At 67.5% G+C, this 13,214-nt stretch carries 10 protein-coding genes; 6 read left to right on the top strand and 4 right to left on the bottom strand.

Going from position 1 to position 13,214, the window contains the following annotated elements; translation table 11 throughout:
• Complete coding sequence (locus tag AB4Z55_RS14695; protein WP_248645501.1) at window positions 1-1,590, top strand: ABC transporter permease; 1,590 nt, start codon at window positions 1-3, stop codon at window positions 1,588-1,590.
• Between the two features lie 103 nt (window positions 1,591-1,693).
• On the opposite strand, the gene AB4Z55_RS14690 is transcribed toward AB4Z55_RS14695, so the two are convergent.
• From AB4Z55_RS14690 to AB4Z55_RS14680, 3 genes are all read right to left on the bottom strand, one after another.
• Entirely contained in the window at window positions 1,694-2,554 is an 861-nt protein-coding gene (locus tag AB4Z55_RS14690; RefSeq protein ID WP_369519962.1) for an LLM class F420-dependent oxidoreductase, read from the bottom strand.
• A 52-nt stretch (window positions 2,555-2,606) separates the two neighbouring features.
• The gene (locus tag AB4Z55_RS14685; protein ID WP_369519961.1) at window positions 2,607-3,494 is read right to left on the bottom strand and encodes a hypothetical protein; all 888 of its coding nucleotides are present in this window, start codon (window positions 3,492-3,494) and stop codon (window positions 2,607-2,609) included.
• Window positions 3,495-3,663: 169 nt separating this feature from the next.
• Window positions 3,664-4,872 carry a beta-ketoacyl synthase N-terminal-like domain-containing protein gene (locus tag AB4Z55_RS14680; RefSeq protein WP_369519960.1) on the bottom strand — a complete coding sequence of 403 codons (1,209 nt, stop codon included), beginning with the start codon at window positions 4,870-4,872 and terminating at the stop codon, window positions 3,664-3,666.
• A 293-nt stretch (window positions 4,873-5,165) separates the two neighbouring features.
• On the opposite strand from AB4Z55_RS14680, the gene AB4Z55_RS14675 reads away from it, so the two are divergent.
• The 4 genes from AB4Z55_RS14675 to AB4Z55_RS14660 all read left to right on the top strand — a co-directional run bounded on the left by AB4Z55_RS14675 (window position 5,166) and on the right by AB4Z55_RS14660 (window position 11,376).
• Window positions 5,166-7,565, top strand: a complete 2,400-nt coding sequence (locus AB4Z55_RS14675) for an EAL domain-containing protein (RefSeq protein ID WP_369521018.1) — start codon at window positions 5,166-5,168, stop codon at window positions 7,563-7,565.
• 221 nt (window positions 7,566-7,786) lie between these two features.
• A complete protein-coding gene (locus AB4Z55_RS14670; RefSeq protein WP_064570301.1) occupies window positions 7,787-9,253 on the top strand; it encodes a sugar porter family MFS transporter in 1,467 nt (488 codons plus the stop codon).
• A complete protein-coding gene (locus tag AB4Z55_RS14665) occupies window positions 9,254-10,267 on the top strand; it encodes an NAD(P)H-dependent flavin oxidoreductase (protein WP_369519959.1) in 1,014 nt (337 codons plus the stop codon).
• 131 nt (window positions 10,268-10,398) lie between these two features.
• Window positions 10,399-11,376 (top strand): IS481 family transposase, encoded by a 978-nt coding sequence (locus AB4Z55_RS14660; RefSeq protein WP_369519958.1) that lies wholly within the window; start codon window positions 10,399-10,401, stop codon window positions 11,374-11,376.
• 108 nt (window positions 11,377-11,484) lie between these two features.
• Here AB4Z55_RS14660 and AB4Z55_RS14655 read toward each other — a convergent pair whose 3' ends face one another.
• Window positions 11,485-12,243 carry an SDR family oxidoreductase gene (locus tag AB4Z55_RS14655; protein ID WP_369519957.1) on the bottom strand — a complete coding sequence of 253 codons (759 nt, stop codon included), beginning with the start codon at window positions 12,241-12,243 and terminating at the stop codon, window positions 11,485-11,487.
• A gap of 101 nt (window positions 12,244-12,344) precedes the next feature.
• Here AB4Z55_RS14655 and AB4Z55_RS14650 point away from each other — a divergent pair, with 101 nt between their 5' ends.
• Window positions 12,345-13,196 carry a helix-turn-helix transcriptional regulator gene (locus AB4Z55_RS14650; protein ID WP_354563173.1) on the top strand — a complete coding sequence of 284 codons (852 nt, stop codon included), beginning with the start codon at window positions 12,345-12,347 and terminating at the stop codon, window positions 13,194-13,196.
• Window positions 13,197-13,214: the final 18 nt, after the last annotated feature.

Raw genomic sequence — 13,214 nt, 5'->3', positions numbered from 1 at the left:
ATGACGGCGTCGACGATCGGCACCGCCCCGCTGGTACGGGCCTCCCTCCGCCACGAAGGTCGCGGCTTCGCCCCGTGGATCGTATTGCCGACCGCGCTCACCGTGTCGTCGGTCATCGCCTATCCGCTCCTGTTCCCCGACGCCGCGGAGCGCGCCGCCTTCGCCGCGACGATCGGCTCGAACCCGGCGCTCGGGTTGATCTTCGGACCCGCCTACGACCTGTCCACGGTCGACGGGTTCGTCGCCTGGCGCAGCCTTGCGCTCGGTGGATTCATCGCTGCCCTCGGCGCGATCTTCATCGTGGTCAAAGCCGCTCGTGGTCAGGAGGATTCCGGCCAGGCCGAACTCCTCGCCGCCGGGGTACTCGGACGCGCCGCACGGTTGTCGACCGCGTTGATCATGGCCGGAGTGTGCGCGATCGCGATCGGACTCGTGGCGGGCCTGGCGACATCCCTGTGCGGTGGGGAGTGGGAATCGTCGTTTCTGCTGGGAGCCGGGTTCACGGTCACCGGTTGGATGTTCGGCGCCGTCGCGGCGGTGAGTGCCCAGGTGGGTTCCGACGCACGGGCCGCCACGACGATGGCCGTGTCGCTTCTCGGTGTGCTGTTCGTGTTGCGCGGCTTCCTGTTCTCGGTGGAGGCGCCCGCGTGGACCACGTGGATCAACCCACTCGGGTGGGTTCAGGAGACCCGCCCGGCAACCGGCGATCACTGGTGGCCTCTGCTTCTCGGGCTCACCTTCACGGTCGTCGTCGGAGCGGCCGCCTTCGTGTTGCAGCGCGCGCGGGACTTCGGTCAGGGTCTCGTGCCGGCACGTCCGGGGCCGGCACGGGGTGGCATCGGCTCGCCGCTGGCCCTGGCCATCCGCCTCAACCGGGCTCCGATCGGCTCGTGGGTACTCGCGTTCGTCGGACTCGGCATCATCTTCGGCTACTTCACCAGGTCGGTTCGCGGCCTGCTGACCGCGAATCCGGCGATGGCCCAGATCTTCGCCTCCGGTGCGGCGTCACCTGCAGACCTGGTGTCGGCCTTCGTCACGACGATCCTCGGCCTGGTGGGGATCATCGCGTCTGTCGCCGGGGTGCAGATCGTCAACCGTATCCGCACCGAGGAACTGGAGGATCGCGCGGAAGCGGTGCTCGCCACCGCGGTCAGCCGTCCGAGTTATTTCGGTGCCGTCACCGCAGTCGCCCTCGTCGTCCCTGCGGCGCTCGTCGCCGTTGCCGGGCTGGTCATCGGCATTTTCGCCACGACGGCCGATCTCGGCCTCGGCTTCGGCGACGTCGTCCTCCAGTCGATCGCCACCATCCCCGCGGTGTGGGCCGTCGTCGGGATCGCCGTCGCCGTCATCGGCGCCCGACCCCGCGTGCGGCCCGCGATCTGGCTGGGAGTCCTCGTGTCGTTCGTGCTGACGATCCTCGGCCCCAGCTTCAAACTCCCGGAGTGGGCGTTGGGATTCAGTCCGTTCCACCACGTGCCCGATGTGTCTGCCGCGCAGCCCGATTGGTGGGGACTCGGCGGAGTGGGGGTGGTCGTGGTGGTGCTCATCGCACTCGGATTCGCCGGGTTCCGCAGACGGGACATCCCGTAGGCACATCGCGCCCGGAGAAGTGAGCTTGCGAGCCCGACCCTCCTCAGGGAGCGACAGGGCGGCGACCCCCGCAAGCTCCGGCCGCTCGGCGAGGAGCAGAAACTCAGCCCAGGGCTGCCGCGAGGCGGCGCCACTGCTCGCGCGGGAAGCCCCGGTGGTCCGCCTGCAGGACCTGCACGCACACATGGTCGGCGCCGGCGGCTCGATGCTCGTCGATCCGCTTCAGGATCGCGGTCTCGTCACCCCAGACGATCAGGGCGTCGAAGAGTCGATCGCTCACCGACGTCAGGTCGTCCTCGGAAAACCCGAGGCGGCGGAGATTGTTGGCGTAGTTGGGCATTGCGAGGTAGCCCGTGAGCCACTTCGTGCCGACCGCCCGTGCTTCGTCGCGGTCGGCGGCGATGATCGCGGTCTGCTCGGGCGCGAGGAGCGGCCCGTCGCCGAGGGTTTCGCGCGCGATCTTGGTGTGGTCCGGGGTCACCAGGTAGGGATGGGCGCCTGCGGTCCGGTCGGCCGACAACTGGAGCATCTTCGGTCCGAGCGCGGCCAGCACTCGAGCATCGCTCGGCACCGGTTGCGGCGCGTCGTCCAGTCCGTCGAGGAACGCCTTGGTGGTCGCCAGCGGCTTCTTGTAGCGTCCCGCTTCCTGGGCGTCGATCAGCGGCGCGTGGCTGATGCCGAGGCCGAGGAGGAAACGTGCACCGTGCTGCTCGGTGAGGCGGGCGTGTGCCGCCGCGACGTCGTGCGGCTCGTGCATCCACATGTTGAGAATCCCGGTGGCGACGACGGCGTTCTGAGTGGCGCCGAGCAGGTTCTCGACCGACTCGAGGACCGGACCACCCACGTCGGGGATCCACAGTGCCGTGTAACCCAATTCGTCCAGCTCGGCCGCGGCTTCGGCGGCCTCCCCGGTGTCTCCGTACCGTAGCGGTGAACTCCAGATTCCTACGCCGTCGAGTTTCATGTCGTCGACACTACCGATCGAGCGATCGGGCCGCGCCGACTGCCGGGTCCGCTCAGCCGTGCGCCGGTCGGCCCGACTGGGCCTCCAGCCGCGCGTCCATGGCGGCCGTCATGCGCTTGAACACAGTGATCGCGACCACGCCCGCGACGATCAGCACGACACCGGCGACCGAACCGAGGGAGTCGGTGACCAGTCCGGAGATGCCGATCGCGAGAACGTAGATCGGCACCCACCCGAACAGGTGCAGGATGCTCTCGGGCTTCTCGTCGGTGGCCCAGCCCTCTCGAACCGCAGCCCGATAGGTGGCGTAGTCGGGATAGAACTCGGTGAACGCGATCGCGAAGATCGTGCCGCCGATCTGGATGATCCATCCGGTCCAGAAGTTGTTCGGGTCGTCGAGCACCAGATCGCCGAACGCGCCGGAGATCGCGGCGACGCCGAATCCGGCGACCCACGCCCAGGTGATGACGTAGTTGATGTGGATGAACAGCGGGCTGTCCCAGAATTCCTTCTCGGTGGTCTCCCGCGCGTACTGGAGGGTGAACGGCTGGCGCACGAGGATCGACCCGAGCGCGAAGGCGACCAGCGCGATGTTGGTCATCTCCCCGCCCCAGCGCTCCAGCCAGTCGATGACGCCGTCGGAGGCGAACAGGGCGATGATCGCCATCGTGCCGAAGTAGGTGACGTCGAAGACTTCGAGGAGTTTGACGCTCGTGCCCCGCTTGTGACCGCCGATCACCAGCAGGAGTGACAGCGCGAACGCCGACGCCGCGGCCTCTTCGAATCTGCCGGGCCCCGCGAGGAGCGCCATCAGGATCCACGGGGACATGCCCGCGAACGGAGAGTTGAGGAACAGCGTCAGTGCGTGCCGTGCGCCCGACGTCGGTGGTGGGTCGGTCCGCGTCGAGTCGGCCACCGGCGGATTCGGGTCATCGCTCATGGCTGAATTGTGAGGCGCGCGGCGGCATTCCGCAGCGGACTGCGACAATCCGGACGATCTCGGGCAACCGGGCGGCGCGTGCCGGAGATGGTCGGCAGGTGCGTACCCGGTGCGATGCGCCCCGGCGGGTCGGCCGAGGCCGCATCGCCTCATCAGGTAGTCAAGACCCTCACGCATGGGGCGCGAGAACGACCGCCGCGTTGTGTCCGCCCATTCCGAGTGAGGTCTTCAACGTCAGCCCGTGCTCGAGATGGGTACGCCCGTCGAGCAATTGCGGGATGACCGCGTCGGCGACCCGCGGTGTCGCGGGGACCTCGCCGCGTTCGTAACCGAGCAGCGACGCCGCGAGTTCCACGGCCCCGGCAGCGCCCTGGCAGTGCCCGGCGAGCGGCTTCACCGAGAACACCTCGGCATTGGGCAGCATGGTGTCGGCGATCGCCGCCTCGGCGCGGTCGCACTGCCGGGTTCCCGGGCCGTGCGCGTTGAGATACCGGATGCGCTCGCCGCTGACGCCGGACATCGTGAGCGCCTGCTCCACACACGACCGCACGCTTGTCAGTTCCGGATCGATCGACGTGACGTGAAAGGCGTCATGAGACATCGCCCCGCCCAGCACATCCGCGTACCCGTCGGCGCGACGGTTGGTCATCGCGAACGCGATCGCCGCCTCGCCGAAGGTGAATCCGCGGCTGCCCTCCTGGAACGGTCTGCACGCATTGAGCGCATCAGTGTCGGTGATGGCGACTCCGAGTTGAACGAACATCGTGACCACTTCCGGTTTCGCCGAGAGATCTGTCGCCACCACCACGACGTCGTCGACGAGGTCGGAGTCGAGCCACGATTTCGCGGTGACGATGGCCGCCGATCCCGAGGTGCACATCGCCGACACGTTGATCGCGGGCCCGTGGAATCCGTATTCCTGCATGAGCAGCGACACCGGAGTCGACGGGGTCACCGAGAGGTACTGCCGTCCGCTGTACCGTCCGACCCCCGACGTCACCATCGGATACATGTCGAGGTCACCGAGGACGCAGGCGTGTACGAGGCCCACCCGTGCGCCCGGTGTCCAGCCCCGTGCCATCGCGTCTTCGATGGCCTCCCGTGCCGCGGCACGCATCGCCCGCGAGAAGCGTGTGCGTCCGTCGGACTGTTCGCCGCCCTCGGGTACCCGCACGATCCACCCGGGTCCGTCCGATGCGGGCTGCCCGGCCCCGGCGGCATCCTGGCCGACCGACGGCCGGCCGCCGCCGAAGCCGAAGCCGTGGTGCAGCGCGGCTGCGGACTTGCCGGACGCCAGACCGTTCCACAAGGCCTCTCGGCCCCAGCCGTAACCGGTGACAGCTCCCAGGCCGGAGATGGTCGAACGCTGAATAGTCATGATCGTGAACTTTCTGTGGGATATGCGATGACGGAGGGGTCATCGCGGCCACCCAGGTGGGTGGTCCGTCCTCAGGATCCCGCGCAAACCCGACATTCGGCCAGTTCACGCGGGTATTCGTCGGGTGCAATATCCGTTTTGGCGCACTCTTGCATCTCGCAGCGCGCCCTTTTCGATGACTCGTAGGGGAGGATGAACGGTGGGGGATGACGGATCGAGGGGGTGACGCAGTGGGACGACCGAAGGACGACGGCGACGACCGCCCCGGACTCGTGGCACCGGACGCCGAGCCGATGGCCCGTCCCAGCGACGCCGCGGTTGCCGAACGCTATCGCCTTCTCCTCGAGCTGAGCCCGGACGCCATCGCGGTCCACCAGGACGGTCTGATCGTCTATGTGAACTCCGCCGCGCTCGCATTCGCGCGCGTCGAGGACCGCAACGCGATGCTCGGTCGTTCGATCGCCGAATTCGTCCATCCCGACGAACTGCCGCAGATGATCGAGCGGATCATCGGGATGGGCGACGAGGCCGGTGCCTCGACCACACCCGAAGAGGTCGTGATGGTCGACGCGCAGGGCGTCGCCCGCCCCATGGAGGTGACCTCGGTCCGCACGGTCTGGCACGACCTGCCCGCTTATCAGGTGATCCTGCGCGACATCACCGCACAGAAAGCCGTCGAATCCGCTCTGCGTCGACAGGCGGCGCTGTTGGATCACGTGAGCAACGCGGTGATCGCGGTCGACGACCAGATGACGGTGCGCTCGTGGAATCCGGCCGCGGAACAGATGTACGGCAGGGGAGCGGCCGACGCGATCGGACGGAATCTCGACGAGGTCGTCGGAGCGCACGTCGACCCGCATGCGGCGGTCTCGCTGGGCGGCACCGTCGATCAGCTCCACCGCCGTTCCGACAACGGACGATCATTTCTCGCGCACACGTCGGTGACGACCATGGACGACGGCTTTCTCGTCGTCGCCGAGCCGACCCGTCGCCCCCTGATCGAACGGCTGGGAACGATCCTCGCTGCACTCCATCAGGCGGTGATCGTCGTTCGGGAGGACGGCGACATCGAACTCGCCAACCCGGCAGCCGGAACCATGCTCGGTCCCGAGGCGATCCCCGGCGCCAGTGTCCACCAGCTGCCGCTCGTCTTCGTCGGTGACGAATCACCGATCGCGCGCTGCCTGCGCACCCGAGAAGCGGTCACCGACACGACCGCGACGATCACCACGCCGACCGGCGAACGCTGGCTGTCGTGCAGTTGCCGCCCGATCGACGACGACGGCACCGACGTGGTCGTCCTGGTGTCCTTCGTCGACATCACCGATCGCTACCGGGAGCGCACCCAACTCGCGTGGGAGGCCGTGCACGACCCGTTGACCGGTCTGTACAACCGATCCGGCATCATCCGCGAACTCGAATCCCACATGGCCCGGCTCGACGCGGAGCACGACGCCTGCTGCGTCGCGATCTTCTACATCGACCTCGACAACTTCAAGCTCGTCAACGACTCGCTCGGCCATGCCGTGGGTGACGAGGTGTTGCACGCCGTCGCACAACGATTGGCCGCGGCGACGCCCGACGAGGCGGCGGTGGGCCGGATCGGCGGCGACGAGTTCGTCCTCGTCGCGACCCTCGGTATCGCCTGTTCCGCCGAGGAGATCGAGCAGCAGATCGACGGTATCCGCGGCACGGTCTACGAGCCGATCACGGTCAGTACCCGCAGCGAACCGCTCAAGGTCGAGGTGAGTATCGGTGTCGCCACGGTGAAAGCCGGTGACGAGTACACCGCCACCGACCTGCTGCGCGACGCCGACATCGCCCTCTACCAGGCCCGCAAGGCTTCTCGCGCACGCTACGTCCGGTTCCAGACGCAGCACCGCGAAGAACTCCAGCGCCGCCAACGCATCGAGGAAGAGCTCCGACGCGTCCTCGACACCGACACCGAGCAGCTGGAGATCCACTACCAACCCATCGTGTCGACCGGCGACGGCACGCTTGTGGGCCTGGAGAGCCTGTTGCGCTGGCGTCACCCGGAGTTGGGATCCATCTCACCGACCGAGTTCATCCCGCTCGCAGAAGGATCCAATCTCATCGACCGGGTGGGAAACTACGTCCTGGAGACCGCCACCGCCGAGGTGGCCGCCATTCCCGAACTGCGTCGGGTGATGTTGTGCATCAACGTCTCCCGGCGAGAACTCACCAACGGTCAGTTCCCCGAACGGCTCCTGGACACGATGACCCGGTCCGGGATGGACCCCGCCGCGTTCTGCCTGGAGATCACCGAAAGCGCGCTCGACCCGCTCGACGGGGACCTGCTGACCCTCTTGGGCAACGTGCGCGACCTCGGAACACAGGTGTCACTCGACGATTTCGGCACCGGAGCGTCGTCGCTCAGTGAGTTCTACCGCCTTCCGGTGAGCGTGCTGAAGACCGCCAAATCCTTCGTCGACGCCCTCGAGGAACACCCCAGTGCGAAGTCGATCCTCGCCGGCATCGTGACGATGGCCCACGCCGCCGGGATGCGGGTGGTCGCCGAGGGAGTCGAGACCGAGTCGCAGGCCGCCATCGTCGCCGAGGTGGGGTGCGACCTCGCGCAGGGGTATCACTACGGCCGCCCCGCCCCGCTGGCGGAGGTGATCGCGTCCGGAGTCCGGATCCAGGCGAATCCCGGTGTCTGGGAGACCGCCTGACCGGTGCCCGGATCCGTCGACCGCCGCGGCCACCCGACACGACGCCTCCCGGCGCGTGCCTGCGATCCCAGCTCGGCTGTGTCCGATAGCGTCAGGCTCGGCGGCTCACGCGAGTAGATTGAGCGCCACGTCGATTACCCGGCGTCCATGCAACCGGACAGCGAGGTCACGGACATGACACACATTCTGCGGTGGACTCCTCCGACGGTCAGGACGACGCCATGACCGACGCGCAGCGCGAAGTCGCCGAACAGCACACGGCAAAGGTCATCGGGGTCACGGTCGCCGCCGCGGTCGGCGGATTCCTGTTCGGTTTCGACAGTTCGGTCGTCAACGGCGCGGTCGACTCGATCGAGGCGGACTTCGGACTCGGCAAGCTCATGACCGGCTTCGCCGTCGCGATCGCGTTGCTGGGCTGCGCGCTCGGCGCGTGGTTCGCCGGCCGGTTGGCCGACGTCTGGGGCCGCAAGCGCGTGATGTTGCTCGGCTCGGCGCTTTTCATCATCTCCGCGATCGGGACCGGCTTCACCCAGACGATCCCCGACTTGCTCCTGTGGCGCGTCCTCGGCGGCATCGGCATCGGCATCGCGTCCGTCATCGCGCCCGCCTACATCTCCGAGATCGCCCCGGCCCGGTATCGCGGGGCGCTCGCCTCGATGCAGCAGCTGGCCATCACACTCGGCATCTTCGCGGCACTGCTCTCCGACGCCCTGCTCGCCGACAGTGCCGGCAGCGCCTCGAGCGACTTCTGGTGGGGACTGGAGGCGTGGCGGTGGATGTTCCTCGTCGGCGTCGTGCCCGCGATCGTCTACGGCGTGCTGGCCCTGCTGATCCCTGAGTCGCCGCGATACCTGGTGGGCCGCAACCGCGACGCCGAGGCGGCGCGGATCCTGCAGGAGGTCACCGGCGAGGAGAACCCGCTCGAACGGGTCAAAGAGATCAAGCTGACGGTCAAGCGTGAGGCGAAGTCGTCGATCAAGGACATCACCGGGCCCTCGTTCGGCCTCCACCCGCTCGTCTGGGTGGGTATCTGGCTGGCCATCTTCCAGCAATTCGTCGGCATCAACGCGATCTTCTACTATTCGACGACGCTCTGGCAGTCGGTCGGTTTCTCCGAGGCCGACTCCTTCAAGACATCGGTGATCACCGCCGTCATCAACGTCGCGATGACCTTCGTGGCCATCCTGTTCGTCGACCGCATCGGACGCCGGAAGCTGTTGCTCGGCGGATCGGTGGGCATGTTCATCGGCCTGCTCATGGCGTGTATCGCGTTCACCCAGCAGATCGGTGAGGGCGAGAACATCACGCTTCCCGACCCCTGGGGCGTGGTGGCGCTGATCGGCGCCAACCTGTTCGTGGTCGCGTTCGCCGCGACCTGGGGCCCGGTGATGTGGGTGATGCTCGGTGAGATGTTCCCCAACCGAATCCGCGGTGTCGCGCTGGGCGTCTGTACCGCGGTGAACTGGGTCGCCAATTTCACCATCTCGATGCTGTTCCCACCGATGACGGAGGCCGTGGGACTGGGGATCATCTACGGCTTCTTCGCCTTCTGCGCCGCGGCGTCGTTCTTCTACGTGCTCCGCAAGGTGGAGGAGACGAAGGGAATGGAGCTCGAGCAGATGGACTCGGTGGCAGAGGCGAGACTTTCGCAGTTCACCGCCGTCCGCGCGGCGAAGGACAAGGCCTGAATGTTCGACCTGCGTGCGCTGTCCAGACGCGTCGTCGCCGCTCCCATGGCCGGTGGTCCGACCACCCCGGAACTCGTGGTGGCGGCGGCGTCGGCCGGCGGCGTCGGCCAGCTCGCCGCCGGGTACCTGACGCCCGACAAGGTGCGCGCCGACATCGCGGCCGTGCGGGCGTCGCGCACCGAGGCCTTCGGCGTCAACATCTTCGTCCCGGAGTCCGAGCCGATCGATCGAGACGCCGTCGCCCGCTACCGCGCCGAACTCGTGCCGTACGCCCGTGGTCTCGGGGTGACCCTCCCGGAAGTGGACGACCTGGGGGAGGACGACGACCACTTCGACGCCAAGATCCGGCTGATGTGCGACGAGCGAATCCCGCTCGTCTCCTTCGCCTTCGGGTGTCCGGCGGCCGATGTCTTCGACGAGCTGCACCGGCACGGGTGCAGTGTCGGGGTCACGGTGACCACTGCCGCCGACGCCGATATCGCACAGCAGGCCGGCGCCGACTGGCTCTGCGTGCAGGGCCCGGACGCCGGCGGACACCGCTCGGTCTTCGACCGCCGGACCAGCCCTCCCACGCTTCCGCTCGACGAGCTGATCGGCGAGGTCGTCGAGCGGGTGCCGCTGCCGGTCGTCGCCGCGGGCGGGATCTCGACCCCGGCCCGTGCCGAGGAGGTCCGCTCGCTGGGACCCGTTGCAGTGCAAGTGGGTACCGTGCTCCTGCGGACCGACGAGGCCGGTACCAAACCCGCGCACGCGGCGGCTCTCGCCGATCCGGACCGAACCGAGACAGTGGTCACGCGGGCATTCAGCGGGCGGCCGGCACGAGCGCTGCGCAATCTGTTCACCGACAGGTTCTCCGCAGCGGCGGTGGCCGAGTACCCCGCCGTCAACACGCTGACGGGCGGCATCCGACGCGCCGCCGCCAACGATCCCGACGGCATCAATCTCTGGGCCGGAAGCGGATACGGCGACGCGGTGGAGGAATCCGCGGTGGAGACCATTCACAGGCTCGGTTGACGGCACCCTTCGTGGCTCGTCGCTAGCTGTAACTCTTGGGGAGGTTGTGAACGGCGTGGTTCCGGTCAACAGGTGAGGGCCTCCGGTATCGATGTGGTTACCACACACACGCCGATCACCAAGAGGCCCTCATGACCCACCGTAATGCTTTTCTCACCGAACGTGGCCGTCTGGCCCTGGCTCAGTGCGTCGTCGACCAGGGTTGGCCTCTGCGACGAGCCGCGGAACGATTCAACTGCTCCACCGCGACCGCCAAGAAGTGGGCTGACCGCTACCGGCAGACCGGTGAGGCCGGCATGGCAGATCACTCCAGCCGCCCCCGCCGCTCACCCACCCGACTTGCGGTGCGCCGTGAACGTCGAATCATCAAGCTGCGGTTTGTCCGCCGCTGGGGCGCTGCACGTATCGCCGCACACCTGCGGCTGGCGAGATCGACCGTTGAGGCGGTGTTGCGCCGGTATCGGATGCCGCTGTTGCGTCACTTGGATCAGGCCACCGGTCTTCCGGTACGCCGGACCCCGCCACGCCGCTACGAACACGACGCTCCCGGCGACCTGATCCACGTCGACATCAAGAAGCTCGGCCGCATCCCTGAAGGCGGTGGGCACCGCAAACTCGGGCGTACGATCGGCAACCGGCACAACAAGAAACACCGCCCGGGGTACGCGTACTTGCACCACGCCGTCGATGACCATTCCCGGCTGGCGTACTCGGAGATCCTCACCGACGAACGCAAAGAGACCGCCGCGCAGTTCTGGGACCGGGCGATGGCCTTCTTCCAAGGGCACGGCATCACCGTGCGGCGAGTGATGACCGACAACGGATCGTGTTACCGATCAAAGGTTTTCGCGGAATCTCTCGGCGTCGAGATCAAGCACAAGAAGACCCGTCCCTACCGTCCGCAAACCAACGGCAAGGTCGAGCGCTTCAATCGCACCCTGGCCTCGGAATGGGCCTACGCCGAGTTCTACAGCTCAGAGACCGCCCGCACAGCCACCTACGACGACTGGCTGCACCACTACAATCACCACCGAGCCCACAGCGGTATCGGCGGACTCACCCCGATCGAACGCCTACACGTTCACAACCTGCCCGGGTCTTACAGCTAGCGCTCCTCGCACCTCAGGGAGCATAGGGGGGCGCTTCTTTCGGATTAGGGAGCAGAGGGGTCACGCTCCTCGCACCTCAGGGAGCAGAGTGGTCGCGCTCCTCGCACCTCAGTGCGGGTCATGGTCGTTCAGCGTGGCCACGACGCCGGCGTAGTCGCCGCGCGCCTCGCCCCAGCGCAGGAACTTCACCCGCTCGACGAGTAGCTCGGTGGCGTCGGGGTGCGTGCCGATGAGGTCGATCACCTCGTCGGCGAACTCGTCGAGCGGCATGGCGAAGTCGCTGTCGCGCTGTCCCGGCATCAGGTCGGTGCGTACTGCCGGCGGCACGAGTTCGATGACCTCGACCGAGGTACCGGCGAACTGTAGGCGCAATGACTCGCTCAGCATGTGGATGGCGGCCTTGGTGGCGTTGTAGGTCGGTGTCACCCGCAGCGGGGCGAACGCCAGGCCCGAGGACACGGTCATGATCGTGGCGGCTGGTCGCGTCTGCAGATGGTCGATGAATGCCGCGACGAGCCGAATGGGACCGAGAAGGTTGGTCGTGATGGTCGCTTCGGCGGTGTCGAGAAACCCTGCCGGGGACGACCAGTCCTCGGCGCGCATGATCCCCGCCATCGCGATGAGGACGTCGAGGTCCGGATGCTCGGCGATGACCTGTCGGGCCGCCGCGTCGACACCCGCCGGGTCGGCGATGTCGATCGCGACGGTGTGCAGACCGGGGTGGTCCTCTCGAATCCGGTCGAGGAGTTCGGTGCGCCGCCCGCCGACGATGACGGTGTTGCCCTTGTCGTGCAGGCGGGTGGCGAGCGCCAGGCCGATCCCGCTGGTCGCGCCGGGGATGAAAATGGTGTTTCCGGTGAGGTTCATGCCTTCGAGTCTCCGATTTGCTGGCAAGCCGATCCAGAGTGCGGTCATCGGGGGATCGCCGATCCCTGGCAACGCGGTTTCCGTGCCGCGATACTGGCCAGATGGATCGTGATGCGCTGGCCGGTTTCCTCGTGAGCCGACGCAACGGGCTGCAACCGTCGGATGTGGGTATCCCGACAGGCGCCCGCCGGCGGACAACCGGTCTTCGTCGCGAAGAGGTGGCACAGCTGGCAATGATGTCGACCGATTACTACACCCGGCTCGAGCAGCGGCGTGGACCCCAGCCCAGTACCCAGATGCTCGCGGCGCTGGCCCGCGCCCTGCGGCTCACCGCCGATGAGCGCGACTACCTGTTCCGCGTCGCCGGGCACAGCGCACCGGATCGGATGGTTGCGTCGGACCACATCGCTCCCGGGCTTCTGCGCGTTCTGGACCGCTTGGCCGGGACGCCTGCCCTCATCCTCTCCGCCCTCGGCGAGACCTTGATCCAGAACGACTGCGCGCGAGCGCTGTTCGGCGACAACGGCCATCTCACCGGAATGGATCGCAGCGCCATCTACCGGTGGTTCGTGCACCCCGACGACGAGCGCAGCCGCTATCCGGCCGACGACCACGAGCGGCAGAGCCGGGCACAGGTCGCCTCACTGCGGGCCGCGTACGGCGTGATGGGCGCACAATCGCGTGCCGGGGCGATGGTCGCCGAACTCCTCCGCCGGAGCAGCGAATTCGCCGTGCTCTGGGACACCCACATGGTGAGTCGACGCTTCGAGGACCACAAGATCCTGCTCCACCCCGAGGTCGGCGCGATCGAGGTCGATTGTCAGGCCTTGTTCACCGAGGACGAGACCCAGGTGCTGCTCGTGCTGACGGCGGCACCACGGACCGATGCGGCCGGCAAGATCGAGTTGCTCAACGTACTCGGAACACAGCAGCTCGGACTCGGCCCGCGCTGACGGTCCGGCAGATCCGGA

The sequence above is a fragment of the Gordonia sp. ABKF26 genome, assembly GCF_041103195.1.
GTDB classification, from domain to species: domain Bacteria; phylum Actinomycetota; class Actinomycetes; order Mycobacteriales; family Mycobacteriaceae; genus Gordonia; species Gordonia terrae.
The sequence above is the reverse complement of the archived record's forward strand: the minus strand, read 5'-3'. Positions and strand labels throughout refer to the sequence as shown.